Annotated in this window: 17 protein-coding genes; 9 read left to right on the top strand and 8 right to left on the bottom strand. The window is 76.0% G+C overall.

The annotated features are described in order from the left end of the window. The first annotated feature begins 211 nt into the window (after nucleotides 1-211). Nucleotides 212-835: a DedA family protein gene (locus WJX68_RS19230; RefSeq protein ID WP_340292945.1), complete on the top strand. Its 624-nt coding sequence runs from the start codon at nucleotides 212-214 to the stop codon at nucleotides 833-835. Nucleotides 836-842: 7 nt separating this feature from the next. On the opposite strand, the gene WJX68_RS19235 is transcribed toward WJX68_RS19230, so the two are convergent. Next, nucleotides 843-1,655 (bottom strand): VWA domain-containing protein, encoded by an 813-nt coding sequence (locus WJX68_RS19235; RefSeq protein ID WP_340292947.1) that lies wholly within the window; start codon nucleotides 1,653-1,655, stop codon nucleotides 843-845. 143 nt (nucleotides 1,656-1,798) lie between these two features. Beyond that, nucleotides 1,799-2,716 (bottom strand): AAA family ATPase, encoded by a 918-nt coding sequence (locus WJX68_RS19240; protein ID WP_340292948.1) that lies wholly within the window; start codon nucleotides 2,714-2,716, stop codon nucleotides 1,799-1,801. A gap of 38 nt (nucleotides 2,717-2,754) precedes the next feature. On the opposite strand from WJX68_RS19240, the gene WJX68_RS19245 reads away from it, so the two are divergent. Then, complete coding sequence (locus tag WJX68_RS19245) at nucleotides 2,755-4,152, top strand: amidase (protein ID WP_340292950.1); 1,398 nt, start codon at nucleotides 2,755-2,757, stop codon at nucleotides 4,150-4,152. Between the two features lie 14 nt (nucleotides 4,153-4,166). Here the strand turns inward: WJX68_RS19245 and hppD are convergent, their stop codons facing one another. Together hppD and WJX68_RS19255 are read right to left on the bottom strand one after the other, a co-directional pair. Next, entirely contained in the window at nucleotides 4,167-5,363 is a 1,197-nt protein-coding gene (hppD, locus tag WJX68_RS19250) for a 4-hydroxyphenylpyruvate dioxygenase (RefSeq protein ID WP_340292952.1), read from the bottom strand. After that, the gene (locus WJX68_RS19255; protein ID WP_340292954.1) at nucleotides 5,363-6,409 is read right to left on the bottom strand and encodes a Glu/Leu/Phe/Val dehydrogenase dimerization domain-containing protein; all 1,047 of its coding nucleotides are present in this window, start codon (nucleotides 6,407-6,409) and stop codon (nucleotides 5,363-5,365) included. The genes hppD and WJX68_RS19255 overlap by 1 nt, the downstream gene beginning before the upstream one ends. 191 nt (nucleotides 6,410-6,600) lie before the next feature. Here WJX68_RS19255 and WJX68_RS19260 point away from each other — a divergent pair, with 191 nt between their 5' ends. The 5 genes from WJX68_RS19260 to WJX68_RS19280 all read left to right on the top strand — a co-directional run bounded on the left by WJX68_RS19260 (nucleotide 6,601) and on the right by WJX68_RS19280 (nucleotide 9,611). Further along, nucleotides 6,601-7,215, top strand: a complete 615-nt coding sequence (locus WJX68_RS19260; RefSeq protein ID WP_340292956.1) for a carboxymuconolactone decarboxylase family protein — start codon at nucleotides 6,601-6,603, stop codon at nucleotides 7,213-7,215. A gap of 46 nt (nucleotides 7,216-7,261) precedes the next feature. Continuing rightward, the gene (locus WJX68_RS19265; RefSeq protein WP_340292957.1) at nucleotides 7,262-7,717 is read left to right on the top strand and encodes a CBS domain-containing protein; all 456 of its coding nucleotides are present in this window, start codon (nucleotides 7,262-7,264) and stop codon (nucleotides 7,715-7,717) included. Nucleotides 7,718-7,724: 7 nt separating this feature from the next. Continuing rightward, nucleotides 7,725-8,567 carry an aldo/keto reductase gene (locus WJX68_RS19270; protein WP_422785731.1) on the top strand — a complete coding sequence of 281 codons (843 nt, stop codon included), beginning with the start codon at nucleotides 7,725-7,727 and terminating at the stop codon, nucleotides 8,565-8,567. 93 nt (nucleotides 8,568-8,660) lie between these two features. Further along, complete coding sequence (locus WJX68_RS19275; protein ID WP_340292959.1) at nucleotides 8,661-8,864, top strand: CsbD family protein; 204 nt, start codon at nucleotides 8,661-8,663, stop codon at nucleotides 8,862-8,864. Between the two features lie 603 nt (nucleotides 8,865-9,467). Next, on the top strand, nucleotides 9,468-9,611 hold the full coding sequence (locus WJX68_RS19280; protein ID WP_422785732.1) for a LuxR C-terminal-related transcriptional regulator: 144 nt from the start codon (nucleotides 9,468-9,470) through the stop codon (nucleotides 9,609-9,611). Between the two features lie 15 nt (nucleotides 9,612-9,626). On the opposite strand, the gene WJX68_RS19285 is transcribed toward WJX68_RS19280, so the two are convergent. Together WJX68_RS19285 and WJX68_RS19290 are read right to left on the bottom strand one after the other, a co-directional pair. Continuing rightward, the gene (locus tag WJX68_RS19285; RefSeq protein ID WP_340292961.1) at nucleotides 9,627-9,995 is read right to left on the bottom strand and encodes a nuclear transport factor 2-like protein; all 369 of its coding nucleotides are present in this window, start codon (nucleotides 9,993-9,995) and stop codon (nucleotides 9,627-9,629) included. Further along, nucleotides 9,992-11,152, bottom strand: coding sequence for an LLM class flavin-dependent oxidoreductase (locus WJX68_RS19290; protein ID WP_340292963.1), 1,161 nt, complete (start codon nucleotides 11,150-11,152; stop codon nucleotides 9,992-9,994). The genes WJX68_RS19285 and WJX68_RS19290 overlap by 4 nt, the downstream gene beginning before the upstream one ends. Before the next feature lie 166 nt (nucleotides 11,153-11,318). Between WJX68_RS19290 and WJX68_RS19295 the strand changes: the two genes are divergently transcribed. Together WJX68_RS19295 and WJX68_RS19300 are read left to right on the top strand one after the other, a co-directional pair. Next, nucleotides 11,319-11,624, top strand: coding sequence for a hypothetical protein (locus tag WJX68_RS19295; RefSeq protein WP_340292965.1), 306 nt, complete (start codon nucleotides 11,319-11,321; stop codon nucleotides 11,622-11,624). Nucleotides 11,625-11,681: 57 nt separating this feature from the next. Continuing rightward, nucleotides 11,682-12,428: an SDR family NAD(P)-dependent oxidoreductase gene (locus WJX68_RS19300; RefSeq protein ID WP_340292967.1), complete on the top strand. Its 747-nt coding sequence runs from the start codon at nucleotides 11,682-11,684 to the stop codon at nucleotides 12,426-12,428. Between the two features lie 3 nt (nucleotides 12,429-12,431). Here WJX68_RS19300 and WJX68_RS19305 read toward each other — a convergent pair whose 3' ends face one another. Together WJX68_RS19305 and WJX68_RS19310 are read right to left on the bottom strand one after the other, a co-directional pair. Then, nucleotides 12,432-13,178 (bottom strand): LLM class flavin-dependent oxidoreductase, encoded by a 747-nt coding sequence (locus tag WJX68_RS19305; RefSeq protein WP_340292969.1) that lies wholly within the window; start codon nucleotides 13,176-13,178, stop codon nucleotides 12,432-12,434. Nucleotides 13,179-13,181: 3 nt separating this feature from the next. Continuing rightward, nucleotides 13,182-15,150: acetoacetate--CoA ligase (locus WJX68_RS19310; RefSeq protein WP_340292971.1), on the bottom strand; the 1,969-nt coding region annotated here is incomplete at its 5' end.

Raw genomic sequence — 15,150 nt, forward strand, 5'->3', positions numbered from 1 at the left:
CCGGCCGACGGTGGGATCATCGTCTCGGGGCGGCGTCGCCCGGGTGGCCCGGTCGCGGCCCGGCCCGGACGCGGCGGACCGCCCGGACCACCCCGGCGGCGCCGTCACACCCCGTGACCGCGCGGTTCGCGGCCGCGACGGTGGCGGGGCGCCCGACGGTGGCACCGGTCCACCGGGCACGATGCGGTGAAGAACCTGATGGGAGGCGTTCGTGTTCGGACTGGCGGACACCGTGGCCGCGTTGCTGGCCGCGATCCCTGCTGCGCCCGTCCGGTCGCTCGTCGTGATCGGCGTGGGCGCCTTCCTGGAGGGCCCGGTCGTCACCGTCGCCGCCGCCGCGCTGGCCGGGGCCGGGCAGCTGCCCTGGTGGGGTGTCTGGCTCGCGGCCCTGGTGGCCGACGTCATCGGCGACACCCTGCTCTACGCGCTCGGCCGCAACGGCGACCGGCCCGCCGTCGCCCGGGTGCTGCGCCGGCTCGGGCTGACCGACGAGCGCCGCGAGGTCCTGACCCGCGAGGTCCACACCCACCTGCCGCGGATCGTCATCGGCGCCAAGCTCGTCGACATCGGAGCGATCCCGGCCTACCTCGCCGCCGGCCTGTCCAAGGTCGGCTACCGGCGCTTCCTCGCCTGGATCGTCCCGGCCACCGCCGTGCGTGCCGCGGTGCTGGTCGGCATCGGCTACGCCGCGGGCGACCGCCTCGCGAACGACCTCGAGTCGCGGCCGTGGCTGCTCGTCGTCGCCGGGCTCGCCGTCGGGCTGGGGCTGGTGCTCGGGCGCACCGCGATCGCGCGCGCCACCGGGTCGCGCCGCCGCGCCGACGCCCGCTCCTGACGAGGCCTCACCCCGGCCCCGACAGCAGGTCGCGCAGCGCCGCGGGCGCGTCGGACGGCCCCGCGAGGGGCGCCCAGCGCGCGCCCGCGCGGGCCGCGAGCGACGCGGCCTGCTCGTGGTCGGCCGCCGGCGCCAGCACCAGCAGCTCGGACAGGGCCCGGGCGGCCGGGACCGGGTCCTCGTCGTCGGTGGCGCGGCAGTCCGACAGCAGCACGACGACGCGCCGGTGCGCCCGGGTCCGCTCCAGCTGCGCCGACGCGGCGCGCAGCGCGGCCGCCAGCGCGGTCGTCCCGTGCCCGCGCAGGCCGAGGACCTGCTCCACGACCGCCGACGCCGGCCGGGCCGCGGTCATGTCCCGCAGCACCCGCACGTGCTCGGCGAACGACAGCACCGCGTGCTCCCCGGGCGCGCGGTGCGCGCAGGCCGCCGCGGTGAGCGCCGCCGTCGCGAGCCGCTCCCCGCCCATCGAGCCCGAGGCGTCCACCACCAGGCACAACGCGAGCGCGGGCCGCGTCCAGGACCGCGCGGTGAGCTCGTCGAGCCCGACCGGGCGCCCGGCGGCGCGGGCCTCGGCGACCGCGCCGAGCGACGCGTCGAGGTCGAGGTCGCCGCCCCGGTCGGCGGGTGCGGCGCGCAGCCGTCCCACCCCGGTGCGCAGCGACCGCCCGGACCGGCCCAGGTCGAGCACGACCCGCGCCGCGAGCCGCCGGGCCGCGTCCCGCAGCGCCGCGTCGGTGGCCCGTCCCATGTCGACGAGCAGGGTCAGCGTCCCGTCCGGGTCGCGGGCGAGCGCGGCGTCGAACGCGTCGGGGTCGAGCACCCCGACCTCCGGGGAGATCTCGGCGAACCCCGGGTTCGCGGCCAGCGAGCCGCGCGAGACCGTCCGGTCCTCCGGGCGCGCCTTCGGCCGCGACGGGCGCCGGGAGAACCCGGGTGGCTGCGCCCCGCCCCCTCCGGGCGGGTTCAGGCTCCCCCCGGCGCATCACCGCCGTCGACGGTGTCGGCGTCGTCGCGGGGGCGCTCGCCGAACTCGGCGCGGTAGAGCTCGCGGACCACGTCCTCGGCGGTGCGGGCGGCGGAGTCGGCGAGCCGGATCCGGCCGGACAGCGCGACCAGGGCGGCGTCCAGGCCGGTGACCCAGTCGGTGACGTCGCGCCCACGGCGTGCGGCCAGCGCCGCGGTGATCCGCACCAGGTCGATCGCGCCGCGCACCGACGACCCGACCGCGACGTCGGGGTGCTCGCGGGTGCGGCGCACCAGCGCCACCACCCGGGCCCGCCACCGCTCGTCGACCGCGGGGCCGCGCAGCGCGACGACGGCGGTCTCGTCCTGCGCGGTCTGGTAGCCCATCGCGATCCGGCAGACCCGGTCGTAGACGGCGGAGGAGATGCGGGCGGTGCCGACCGCGTCGAACGGGTTCATGGCCGCGACCAGCCGGAACCCGGAGGCGGCGACGATCCGGCCGAGCCGCGGCACGTGCAGCTCGCCCTCGCTCATCACCGTGATGAGCACGTTGAGGGTCTCCTCCGGGATCCGGTTGATCTCCTCGACGTAGAGCAGGGCGCCCAGGCGCAGCGCCTCGGCCAGCGGGCCGTCGACGAAGGTCTCCGGGCCGTAGCCGCGGTCGAGGACCTGGGCGGGGTCGAAGGTGCCGACCAGGCGCGCCGGGGTCAGCTCGGCGTTGCCCTCGACGAACACGAACGGCAGGTCGGCCTCGCCGGCCACCTCCCGCAGCAGGGTCGTCTTGCCCGTGCCGGGCGGCCCCTCGAGGACGACGTGCGCCCCCGCCTCCAGTGCTGCGACCAGCAGCTCGACCTCCCGGGAGCGACCGACGACGGGGACCGTCGCGGGACCTGCCGGGGTGACGACGTCGACACCCATGATCGGACCGTACCCGGGCGGGGGCAGGATGAGCAGACATGAGCCCACGGGTGCACGCCTTCACCGACGACGCACTGGGCGACGACGACGCCGTCGGCCTGGCCGAGCGGCTGCGGCGTCGCGAGGTCTCCCCCGCCGAGCTGCGCGCCGCCGTCGCCGCGCGGGCGGCCGCGGTGGACCCGCGGCTGCACGGGCTGGTCGCCGAGCACACCGCCGAGCCCGTCACCGGCGAGCCGGACGGGCCGCTGGCCGGGGTGCCGACGCTGGTGAAGGACAACACCGAGGTCCGCGGCCGTCCCGCCGGGCACGGCACCGCCGCGTTCACCCCCGCCCCCGCGCGCGAGCACGCCGAGGTGGTCCGCCAGCTGCTCGCGGCCGGGCTCGACCTGGTCGGGTCCACCCGGATGCCCGAGTACGGCCTCAACGCCTCCACCGAGTTCGCCGCCGCCGAGCCGACCCGCAACCCGTGGGACACCCGCTTCTCCGCCGGGGCGTCGTCGGGCGGGGCGGCCGCGCTGGTGGCCGCCGGGGTCGTCCCCCTCGCCCACGCCAACGACGGCGGCGGCTCCATCCGCATCCCCGCGGCGGCCTGCGGGCTGGTCGGTCTCAAGCCCTCGCGCGGCCGGCTCGCCCCGAACGCCAACGGCGCCCGGATGCCGATCGACCTGGTCACCGACGGCGTCGTGTCCCGGTCGGTGCGCGACACCGCGGCCGTGCTGGCCGCCGCCGACCGCGCCCGGCGCAACCCCGCGCTGCCCCCGCTGGGGCTCGTCGAGGGCCCCGCCCGGCGACGGCTGCGCATCGGCCTGGTCCTGGACTCCCCCACCGGTGCCGCCGTCGACGCCGACACCCGCGAGACCGTCACCGCGGTCGCCGAGCTGCTCGCCAAGCAGGGCCACGAGATCTCCGAGGCCGGCGCCGGGGTCGGCACCCGCTTCGTCGACGACTTCCTCGACTACTGGGGGCTGCTGGCGTTCTCCGTGGTCACCGGCGGGCGGCTGCTGCACGGGCGCACCTTCGACCCGCACCTGCTCGACCCGCTCACCCACGGCCTCGCCGACCACTACCGCAGGGCGATGGCCCGCACCCCGGTGTTCCTGCACCGGCTGCGCCGCGTCGCCGCCGCGCACGCCGAGCAGTTCACCCGGCACGACGTGCTGCTCTCCCCGGTGCTGGCGCACACCACCCCGGAGATCGGGTGGCTCGCGCCGACCCAGCCGTTCGAGCAGCTCACCGCCCGCCTGCTGGACTACGTCGCGTTCACCCCGCTCGCGAACGTCGCCGGCACCCCGGCGGTCGCGCTGCCCGCCGGGGCGACGGCCGGCGGGATCCCGGTCGGCGTGCACCTGGCCGGGACCCTCGGCGACGAGCGCACACTGCTGGAGCTGGCGTACGCGATCGAGGCCGACCGCCCGTGGCGGCGCATCCAGGACTGATCCCGCGGGCCGGTTCAGACGTTGCCGCGGCGCTCCTGCTCGCGCTCGATCGCCTCGAACAGGGCCTTGAAGTTGCCCTTGCCGAAGCCGAGCGAGCCGTGGCGCTCGATGAACTCGAAGAACACCGTCGGCCGGTCCCCGAACGGCTTGGTGAAGATCTGCAGCAGGTAGCCGTCCTCGTCGCGGTCGACGAGGATCCCGCGCGACTGCAGCTCGGAGATCGGCACCCGGACCTGCCCGATCCGGGCCCGCAGCTCGGGGTCCTCGTAGTACGCGGCCGGGGTGTCGAGGAACTCCACGCCGCGGGAGCGCAGCACGTCGACGGTGGTGAGGATGTCGTTCGTCGCCAGCGCGAGGTGCTGCACGCCGGGGCCGCGGTGGAAGTCGAGGAACTCGTCGATCTGGGAGCGGCGCGCGCCCGGGCTGGGCTCGTTGAGCGGGAACTTCACCCGGTGGTTGCCCGAGGCGACGACCTTGCTCATCAGCGCCGAGTAGTCGGTGGCGATGTCGTCGCCGATGAACTCGGCCATGTTCGTGAAGCCCATGATCCGGTGGTAGAAGTCCACCCAGGAGTCCATGCGGCCGTACTCGACGTTGCCGACGACGTGGTCGAGCGCCTGGAACAGCCGGCGCGGGGCGCCCTCGGGGCGGACGACGGTGGAGCTGCGGGCGACGTGGCCGGGCAGGTGGGGACCGGTGTAGCGGGACCGGTCGACCAGGGTGTGGCGGGTCTCGCCGTAGGTGGCGATCGCGGCCGTGCGCACGGTGCCGTGCTCGTCGGAGACGTCGTGCGGCTCGATCAGCACGGTCGCCCCCGCGGTGCGCGCGTGGGCGATGCAGCGGTCGACGTCGGGGACCTCCAGCGCGATGTCGGCGACGCCGTCGCCGTGCCGGCGGTGGTGGTCGGCCAGCGGGCTGTCCGGGTCGACGGCGCCGCGCACCTCGAACCGGATCGCGCCCGAGCGCAGCACGTAGGAGTGGTGGTCGCGGTTGCCGGTCTCCGGGCCGGAGTACGCGACGAGCTCCATGCCGTACACGGCCTGGAACAGCTGCGCGGTCTGCACGGCGTTGCCGACCACCCACACCACGGCGTCCCAGCCGGTCACCGGGAACGGGTCGGCGGAGTCGTCGTGCTCGACGAGGCCGACCAGGCGGCGCAGGGCGTCCGCGTCGAGGTCGGCGAGCTTCTCGGCGTCGGTGAGGATGTCCATCAGAGCGCTCCCTCCAGGGTGGCGGCCGCGCGCCGCTCGGCCGCGGCGACGGTGGTGATGCCGTGCGTGCGGGCGTCGTCGAAGATGCCGGCGAGGGTGTCGCGGATCGCCCGGGTGCGGTCGGCGACGGCGTCGGCGTCCCAGCCGAGCACCTCGCGCCCGACCAGGTGGATCGCGCCGCCGGAGTTGGCGACGAAGTCCGGGGCGTGCACGACGCCGCGCCGGCGCAGCACCTCGGCGGCGTACGGGTCGGCGAGCAGGTTGTTGGCCGCGCCGGCGAGCACCGCGCACGGCAGCGTGCCCGCGACCTCCGCGGTGACCAGACCACCGGTGGCGCACGGGACGAGCACGTCGCACTCGCGGGTGAGGACGGCGCCGGTGTCGATCACCTCGGCGCCCAGCTCCTCGGCGAGGGCGGCGCACCGGGCCGGGTCGACGTCGGTGACGATCAGCTTGGCGCCCGCCGCGGCGGCGAGCCGGGCGACGTCCGCGCCCACCGCGCCGAGGCCCTGGACGAGCACGCGCAGCCCGTCGACGCCGTCGAAGCCGGCCTCGGCGACGCCCGCCTCGACCGCCGCGAACACGCCGAGCGCCGTCATCGGGCCCGAGGAGCCGGGCCCGCCCGCGGCGGCCGAGCGGCCGAACACGTGCGGGGTGAGCGTGCGCAGCACGTCCATGTCGGCCGAGCAGGTGCCGACGTCCGGGCCGGTGGTGTAGTTCCCGCCGAGCAGGTTCAGGTTCGCGGCGTGCAGGCCCAGGATGCGGCGCCAGGTGGCGTCGTCGAGCTCGGCGCGCGGCGCGGGCAGCGCGATCACCGACTTGCCCCCGCCCATCGGCAGGCCGGCCGCGGCCATCTTCAGCGTCATCGCGCCGGCCAGGCGGCGGGCGTCGGCGACGGCGTCGTCGACCGACGGGTAGACCATCGCGCGGGTGCCGCCGGACGCCGGCCCGAGCCGGGTGGAGTGCACCCCGATCACGAACCACGCCCCGGTCTCCGGGTCGTGCCGCACCGAGGTCAGTTCGCCGTCCCACTCGGGCAGGGCCATGCCGCTCTCCCATCGCTCGTCGCTGCTGCACAACGAGGACACCCTTGACGCCTGCCACTGCGCAAGCGGCCCATCAGCGGGTGGGCCGGCTGTCGAGATCGGCCCGCCCCCGGGGTGTCTGTCCTGGACTCTGCGCCCAGGAGAGGGGCGTCACGCGTGGCGGGCGGCGCCGGCGTCCGTAGCCTGGAGCGATGACGACGGGCGACGCCGGGACCGGGACCGACCTGCGCGGCAGGCCGCGGCCGCCGGCGCACCCGCGGACCACGCCGCTCGACCCCGCCTCGCTCGACGCCGGGCGCGCCGCCCTGCACGCCCGGATCGCGACCGGCCCACGCCGCGCGCAGGCCCGGGTGCCGCTGGTCGACGAGGCCGACCGGCTGCTCGGCCCGTTCGCGACGATGCTGTTCTCCCCGCGGATCGGCGACGCCGTCCAGCAGGTCGGCGCGGCCCTGCGCGTCGACGACGACCTCCCGCCCCGGCTGCGCGAGCTCGCCGTGCTGGCCGTCGCCGTGCACCACGGGTCGGCGTTCGAGTGGTCCGCGCACGAGGGCCTCGCCCGGGAGACCGGGCTGTCGTCGGTGCAGCTGCAGGCCCTGCTCGACGGCGGCGTCCCCGAGGGCCTCGACGAGCCCGAGCGGGTCGCGATCGCCACCGTCCGCGCCCTGCTCACCCGGCACGACCTCGGCGACGGCGCCTACGCGACCGCGCTGCGCGCACTGGGCCGCGACACCCTGGCCGCGCTGGTGTGGCTGACCGGCTACTACTCCATGCTCGCGACGGCACTGGCGGTGTTCCGGCCGGAGTGATCGGGTACCCCGCAGGACACCCGCAGGACACGGAGGAGGTGGGGCGATGGACGTCGGGGAGTGCACGGACCTCGGGGTCGTGGCCGCCGCCATGCACACCTTCCCGCGCACCTGCGGGCCCGCGGCGACCGTCGCGCAGGCCCGGGCCGTGTTCACGCGGCCCAAGGTGCACGCCCTGCCGGTCGTCGACGCCGGGCGGCTGGTCGCGGTCGTGGACCGGGCCGACCTCGACGGTGCCGCCGACGACGACCCCGTCGCCCCGCTGGGCGCGCTCGCGGGGCGGGTCGTGCACGCCGGTGACGACCTCGCCCGGGCCCGGGCGGAGATGGCCGCGGCCGGGCGGCGCCGGCTCGCCGTCGTCGACGACGACGGGTTGCTGGTCGGGCTGCTGTGCCTCAAGCGGCACGGGCGCGGCTTCTGCTCCGACGACGGCATCCGCGCCCGCATCGCCGAGCGTGAGGCCGCCCACCACGGGGAACACGGCCCCGCCGCGACGCGCTGAGGCTCCCGTGAGTCCCGCCCCCGACGACACCGTCCTGCTCCCGGGCGGCGTCGCCATGCCCCGGCTCGGCTTCGGGGTGTCGGAGTCGCGCGACGCCCGCGCCGCCGTCACCGAGGCCCTGGCGCAGGGCTACCGCAGCATCGACACCGCCGCCGTCTACGACAACGAGACCGCGGTCGGCGCCGCGCTCGCCGCCTCCGGCCTGCCGCGCTCGGAGCTGTTCGTCACGACGAAGGTCTGGAACGTCGACCACGGCCGCACCCGTGCCCTCGACGCCGCCGCCCGCAGCCTGGACCGGCTCGGCCTCGACCACGTCGACCTGCTGCTGGTGCACTGGCCCAACGACGACCTCGGGCACTGCCTGTCCACCTGGGAGGCGATGGAGGAGCTGCTCGCCGACGGCCGCACCCGCGCGGTCGGCGTCTCGAACTTCCGGCCCTCGCACCTGCGCCGGCTCCGCTCGCTGGGCGGGCGGCTCCCGGCGCTCAACCAGGTCGAGCTGCACCCGCACCACCAGCAGCGCGCGCTGCGCGAGGTGCACGCCGCGCTGGGCATCGTGACCGGCGCGTGGAGCCCGCTGGGCCGCGGCGCGGTGCTCGGCGAGCCCGCGCTGGCCCGGGTCGCCGCGCGGCACGGTGTCACCCCCGCCCAGGTGGTGCTGCGCTGGCACCTGCAGCAGGGCACCGTCGCCGTGCCGAAGTCCGACGACCCGCGCCGGATCGCCGCCAACCGCGACCTCGCGTTCACGCTGGACCGCGACGACCTCGACGCCGTCGCCGCGCTCGACCGGCCGGCCGGCTCGGGGCGGATCGGCCCGGTGCCCGCTCGGGTGGACCGCATCGCCTCCTGACCGGGCACGACCTCGCGAGTGAGGTGCGTCACGATCGAGTGAGGACGGGCCGTCGGGCGTCGTCTCACGGGCACCGAACCCGAGGAGGTCGACATGTCGTTCACCGACAAGATCAAGAACAAGGCCGAGAACGCGCTGGGCGTCGCCAAGGAGAAGACCGGGCAGGCCACCGGCGACCGCGAGCTGCAGGCCGAGGGCAAGGCCGACCAGAGCAAGGCCTCCCTGAAGGACGCCGGGGAGAAGCTGAAGGACGCCGCGGCCAACGTCAAGGACGCCCTCGGCGGCTCGAAGAGCTGACCCGCGGCGGCGGTGGACCCCCGCGGCCGGGTCCACCGCCGCAGCCGGTGACGGTCCGTCCGGACGCGGGGAGCAGCCCCGCGCCCGGGCCATGATCGGGCCCACACCGGTGTGCGGGAGGTACGACGACGATGCGTGCCGCGGAGGCCTCGACACTGTCCGCCGGACAGCTCGGCCAGGTGTTCGCCGTACTGGAACGGGTGGACCGCGCACGCGACGTGGCCGCGTTCGCCGACGCCACCCTGGAGGCCCTGGGCTCGGTGCTCGGCTTCCGCAACACGACCTTCTTCGTCGGCCCCACCTACAGCGGGCTGTTCCACGACCCGGACCCGCTGCTGAACGGCTGCCAGCGCGCGCTCATCCGCGAGTACCGCGACCGCTGGGACCGCTACGACGTGTTCTCCCGGCCCCGGGAGGCGGCCGTGCTGCACCGCACGCACGCCGCCGCGATCGACGCCGGCGAGCCCGTGAGCACCGCCGACCGGCCCTACGTCGACTGGCTGGCCCGCAACGGCCTGGAGAACCTGGCCGCGGTGCGGGTCGGGCCGGGCGGCGTCGGCCGCACCGCCGCTGCCGCCGCGGCTCGCCCAGACCGCGGACCTGGTGCGGCGCGGCATGACCAACGCGATGATCGCCCGGACGATGGAGCTGTCCGAGGACACCGTGAAGAAGTACGTCAGCCGGCTGCTGGAGCGGACCGGCGCGCGCAGCCGGACCGAGCTGGCCCTGCTGCTGCGCGACCGCTGACCGGCCCGGCCCGGATCAGCCCAGGGCGGCGAACAGACCCGCGAGCTGCCCGGTGTCGACGTACTCCTCGATGCGCACGACCCGGCCGTCGTCGCCGGTGTGCACGGCGAGCACCGCGGGCGCCCGGAACGCGCCGCCGCCGGGCAGGGTCCCGCGCAGCGTGTACTGCGCGAACGACACCGGGCCTGCGTCGTGCGTCCGGACCTCGTACATGCCGAAGTCGGGCACGACCCGGCGGATGGCGCGCACCGCCTCGATCGTGTCCGGCACCGTCGGCGCCTCGGCCTCGTCGAACGAGTGCCAGGTGACGGCGCCGGGGGCGAACAGGCTCTCCCCCGGGTCGAGGGTCATCAGCGCGTCGACGACGCGGGCGGCCGCGGTCACCGGGTCCGCTCCTGCTCGTACTTCTCGGTCATGTGGGCGACGGCGTCGAGCTGTGCCTTCGAGTGGCCCTCGCGCACCTCGGACGCGCGCCGGGCGGCGTCGACGGTCGGCTGCGCCTGGCCCTGGAAGTGCGGGGCGACCTCGCGGGCGAACAGCTCGAACGAGCGCTTCGTCGCGGCCGGGTCGGCCCAGTCCTGGCCCATGAGCAGCAGGCTGCCGAAGCCACCGGACTGGTCGACGAGGCGCTGCACCTGCGCCCGGGCCTGGTCGGGGGTGCCGATGACGCCGATGCCCGCCTCGTCGATGAACTGGATCATCTCCTTGACGTTGTCGCCGGAGACCGCCATCTGCGGGAAGGCCGCGACCTTCTGGAAGTAGCCGAACCAGTGCTCGATGCCGTACTCGACCTCGCGGTAGGCCTGGTCGGCGGTCTCGGCGAGGTGGAACGGGCTGACCAGCCGCCAGCCGGCGCGGTCGACCTCGGCGCCGGCCGCGGCGGCGCGCTCCTCCATCACGTTCCAGTGGTGGGCCAGGGCGTCGAAGCCGTCGGCGGACAGCGTCGCGCCGATGCTGAGCAGCCCGAGCCCGTGCGTCCCGGCGAGGCGGGCCCCGGTCGGCGAGGCGACCGCGGCGACGGCGATGTCGAACAGCGGGTCGGAGTAGGGGGCCAGCTGCAGCCGGGCGTCGAACAGCGAGTGGGTCGGGGTCTCGGCGGTGACGCTCTCCCCGCGCAGCAGGCGCAGGATGATGTCGAGGTTGGTGCCGAGCAGCTCCCGGGTCCGGGTCGGGTCCAGCCCGATCATCGCCGAGTCGGTCGGCAGCGAGCCGGGCCCGACGCCGAGCATCGCCCGGCCGCGGGTCATGTGGTCGAGCTGCACCATGCGGTCGGCCACCCACAGCGGGTTGTGGTAGGCGATCGACGTGACGCCGGTGCCCAGCTTGATCTGCCGGGTCCGCTGCGCCGCCGCGGCGATCATCAGCTCCGGGGACGCGTAGATCTCGCTGCCGGCGGAGTGGTGCTCGCCGAACCAGGCCTCGTCGTAGCCGAGGCGGTCGAGGTGCTCGATCAGCTCGAGGTCCTGCTCGAACAGCAGGGTCGGGTTGAGACCCGGGGCGTGCACGGGGGCGAGGAAGATGCCGAACTTCAGCCTGGCCATCGGGGACCCTCTCGTCGGCGGCGCACCGTCGCGCCGCACCGTCGGTGACGTGGTGGCGATCACCGTGCTCCGCCCGGCGGCGCCGGTGCGAGTGCACGAAAGGGGACGCCCGGTCGCCCCCCTCCGGCACTGCCGGGACGCCCCGTCCCCGGCTAGCGTCGGGCGCATGTACTTCCGGATCACCCCCGGCGACGTCGAGCTCGTCGACCCGGGGGACGTGCGGGCCTTCCACGTCGTCGCCCCGGCGGACCTGGACGACGACGGGCTCGCCGACACCGTGCGGCGCACCGGGCTCGGCGAGGTCGACGACGGCCACGTCCTCGTGCGCGTCGACGCGCTCCGCCGGCTGGCCGCCGGCCGGGTCGGGCCCGGCTGGGAGGACGACCTCGCCGGGATGCTCGGGTACGCCCGCTCCCGGGGCTGGCTCTCCGACGACGGCGGCTCGGTGCGCGCGCACGTGGAGCGCGGCTGAGGCAGGTGCACCTTCGTGCACTGTCCGCCCGGGCGCCGCGGTCCTAGCGTCGGCGCCATGACGGACTTCACGGGCAAGGTCGCCCTGGTCACCGGGGCGGCATCGGGCATCGGCGCGGCGATCACGGCGCGCCTGCACGCGGCGGGCGCGAGCGTGCTGCTCGCCGACGTCGACGCCGAGCGGCTGCGCACGGCCGTCGCCGACGTGACCCGGGCGGGCGACGTCGAGGCCGCGTGCGCCGCCGCCGTCGAGGAGTTCGGCGGGCTGGACCTGGTGTTCAACGTCGCCGGGGCCGCGCGGCTGGGCACCGTCCTCGACGGCGGGGAGGACGACTGGCGGGCCACCGTCGACCTCGTCCTCGGCGGCACCTACCTCGGCATCCGGTACGGCGGCCGGGCGATCCGCGCGACCGGTCGCGGCGGCGCGATCGTCAACGTGTCCTCGCTCAACGCGCACGTCCCGCTCTACGGCGGCAGCTCCTACGCGGCGGGCAAGGCCGGGGTGGAGATGCTGACCAAGAACGCGGCGCTGGAGCTGGCCCGCCACGGCATCCGGGTCAACGCGGTGCTGCCCGGGCTCGTCCGCACCCCGTTGACCGCGGGCTGGTTCGACGGCGGCCCGATCGAGCGGGACTTCGCCGCCCGGATCCTCGCGGGCCGGCCCGCCGAGCCGGACGAGCTCGCCGGTCCCGCGGTGTTCCTCGCGGGCCCGGACGCCTCCTACGTCAACGGGACCAGCCTGGTCGTCGACGGCGGGTGGGAGATCACCAACTACCCGGACATCTCCGCGGCCGTGGAGGCGTGAGCGTCAGGGCAGCAGCGCGCGGACCCGTCCGGGGTCGGGGCCGCCGGGCTCGATGACGACGACGGCGTCGTCGAAGCCCGCGGCGGCGTAGCGGTGCAGGGTCTCGCCGAGGCGCCCGAGGTCGGCGCCCGCGGGCACCGGCAGCGCGTAGGCGACGGCGCGCCGCCCGCCCGCGGCGCGGTAGCGCCCGTACGCGGCGAGCATCTCCTCGGGCGTGGTGCGGTAGCCCGAGGCCAGCCAGCCGTCGAACGACCGCGCGGCCTTCTCGACGTTCGCGCCCCAGGAGCCGAGCATCAGCGGGGGCCGTGCGGCCGGCGGGTCCGCGAGCCGGGCGCGGTCGTCGCCGCCGTGTTCGAGCAGCTCACGGAGCCGGACCACGTTCTCGTCGAACGTCCGGAAACGGGTCCGGTGCTCACGGCCGAGTGCGGCGTAGTCGTCGCGGGTCGAGCCCGGGCTGATCCCGAGCGCGAGCCGGTCGCCGCACACGAGCTGCAGCGACAGCATCCGGTGCGCCAGCTCGGCCGGGTGGTGCAGCGGGACCTGCACGGTGCCGGTCGCCAGCTCCGGCCCCTCGGTGGCCCCGGCCGCGGCGGCGAGCGCGGCGAACGGGTCGGGCACCAGCCGTCCGCGGCCGATGATCTCCGGCGCCCACAGGCTCGCGAACCCGGCCCCGGCCAGGCGCCGGGCCCACTCGACCACCGGGTAGGGCGGCGCGTCGGACAGGTGGGCCAGCGTCGCGCCCAGGCGCACCGCTCAGGCCCGCCGGTCGGCGGCGAAGCGGGCGTACCAGTGCAGCGTGTCCGGGTCGTCGACCGAGGCGATGTTCGCGGCCTTCTCCAGCGGGCGGCCGGCCATCAGCTTCTTGACCGGGACCTCCATCCGCTTGCCGCTCAGGGTGTGCGGGACGGCGGGGGCCTCGACGATCTCGTCGGGGACGTGGCGCGGGGTGAGCCGGGACCGCAGCGTGGTGACGATCTTCTGCTTCAGCGCGTCGTCGACCGTGTGGCCCTCGGCGGGGACGACGAACAGGCCCAGCCAGTAGGCGTCGCCGGGCAGGTCGACGCCGACGACGAGGGCCTCGGCGACCTCGTCGAGGGTCTCCAGGACGTCGTAGAAGTCGCCGCTGCCCAGCCGCACGCCCTGCCGGTTGAGCGTGGAGTCCGAGCGGCCGTGGATGGAGACGCTGCCGTCGTCGTGCATCGTCACCCAGTCCCCGTGCCGCCAGACGCCGGGCCAGGTGTCGAAGTAGGAGTCGGTGTAGCGCTCGGCGTCCGGGTCGTTCCACAGCCGTACCGGCATCGACGGCATGGGCTGGGTGACGACCAGGTCCCCGACCTCCTCGACGACCGCGTGGCCGTCCTCGTCCCAGGCGGCGCAGTCGACGCCGGCCAGGCGGCCGCCGATCCGCCCCGCCCGCACCGGGGAGTACTCGTTGGCGCCGACGAAGCTGCCGGAGATGTCGGTGCCACCGCTGGTCGAGTCGATCCGCATGTCCGGGGAGACGTGCTCGTAGAGCCACTCGTACCCGGCGGGCGGCAGCGCCGAGCCCGAGACCATCACGTGCCGCAGCCGGGACAGGTCGTGGTCGGCGCGCGGGGAGACACCGGTGTTCGCCGTCGCGGTGACCACGGCGGCGCCCATCAGCACGACGTCGGCGCCGGTGCGAGCGGCGACCTCCCACACCGCGCCCGGCGGGTACCCGGGGCTGCCCTCGTAGAGCACGATCGACGCGCCCTGGGTGAGCGCGCCGAGCTGCATGTTCCACAGCGCCCAGCCGGTCGAGGTGAAGGTGAACATCCGCTCGCCCGCCCGCAGGCCGCAGTACAGGCCGGACCACTTCAGGCCCTCCAGCGTGATGCCGCCGTGGCCGTGCACGAGTCCCTTGGGGAGCCCGGTGGTGCCCGAGGTGAACAGCACCCACAGCGGGTGGGAGAACTCGACGGGGGTGAACTCCGGCTCGGCGTCGGTCGCGAGCAGCTCGTCCCAGCCGACGGTCCCCTCGGGGGCGGGCCGGTCGAACGCGTAGGGCACGTGCACGACGTGGCGCAGGGTCGGGAGCTCCGCCCGCAGCCGGTCGACGACGTCGGCGCGGTCGAGGACCTTGCCGTTCCAGTGGTAGCCGTCGGCGGCGATCAGCACCGTGGGTTCGAGCTGCGCGAGCCGGCCGATGGTGCCCTCGGCGCCGAAGTCCGGGGAGCAGCACGACCAGACGGCGCCGACCGCGGCCGCCGCGAGCAGGCCGATGACGGCGTGCTCGGTGTTGGGCAGGTACGCGCAGACCCGGTCGCCGGGGCGCACCCCGGCCCGGCGCAGCCAGCCGGCGGCCGCCGCGACCGCCCGGCGCAGGTCGCCGCGGGTGATCTCGCGGGCGGGCTCGCCGCCCTCGCGCACGCAGACCAGTGCGGGGTCGCCGTCGGCGCCGTGGCGCAGCGCGTGCTCGGCCCAGTTCAGCCGGGCCCCGGGGAACCAGCGGGTGAACGGCATCGGGTCCTCGGTGCGGACCCGCTCGCCGGGCGTCGTGAAGGCGACGCCGTAGTGGTCGACGAGCGAGAGCCAGAAGCGGTCGACGTCGGCGACCGACCACGCGTGCAGCGCCTCGTGGTCGTCGAAGGACCGGCCCTCGCGCTCGGCGAGCCAGTCGAGGTACTCCCGCAGCGCGGAGGCCGCGATGCGCTCCGCGGACGGGCTCCAGAGGATCTCGGACATCGCGCGGCCTCCCGGG

Origin of the sequence: Pseudonocardia spirodelae, assembly GCF_037727765.1 — a bacterium.
Taxonomy (GTDB): domain Bacteria; phylum Actinomycetota; class Actinomycetes; order Mycobacteriales; family Pseudonocardiaceae; genus Pseudonocardia; species Pseudonocardia spirodelae.

What these genes read in the sequence shown, in the direction of transcription:
- WJX68_RS19240 (WP_340292948.1), bottom strand. Translation starts at nt 2,716, where the DNA reads ATGGGTGTCGACGTCGTCACCCCGGCAGGTCCCGCGACGGTCCCCGTC.
- WJX68_RS19245 (WP_340292950.1), top strand. Translation starts at nt 2,755, where the DNA reads ATGAGCCCACGGGTGCACGCCTTCACCGACGACGCACTGGGCGACGAC.
- hppD (WP_340292952.1), bottom strand. Translation starts at nt 5,363, where the DNA reads ATGGACATCCTCACCGACGCCGAGAAGCTCGCCGACCTCGACGCGGAC.
- WJX68_RS19255 (WP_340292954.1), bottom strand. Translation starts at nt 6,409, where the DNA reads ATGGCCCTGCCCGAGTGGGACGGCGAACTGACCTCGGTGCGGCACGAC.
- WJX68_RS19260 (WP_340292956.1), top strand. Translation starts at nt 6,601, where the DNA reads ATGACGACGGGCGACGCCGGGACCGGGACCGACCTGCGCGGCAGGCCG.
- WJX68_RS19265 (WP_340292957.1), top strand. Translation starts at nt 7,262, where the DNA reads ATGGACGTCGGGGAGTGCACGGACCTCGGGGTCGTGGCCGCCGCCATG.
- WJX68_RS19275 (WP_340292959.1), top strand. Translation starts at nt 8,661, where the DNA reads ATGTCGTTCACCGACAAGATCAAGAACAAGGCCGAGAACGCGCTGGGC.
- WJX68_RS19290 (WP_340292963.1), bottom strand. Translation starts at nt 11,152, where the DNA reads ATGGCCAGGCTGAAGTTCGGCATCTTCCTCGCCCCCGTGCACGCCCCG.
- WJX68_RS19295 (WP_340292965.1), top strand. Translation starts at nt 11,319, where the DNA reads ATGTACTTCCGGATCACCCCCGGCGACGTCGAGCTCGTCGACCCGGGG.
- WJX68_RS19300 (WP_340292967.1), top strand. Translation starts at nt 11,682, where the DNA reads ATGACGGACTTCACGGGCAAGGTCGCCCTGGTCACCGGGGCGGCATCG.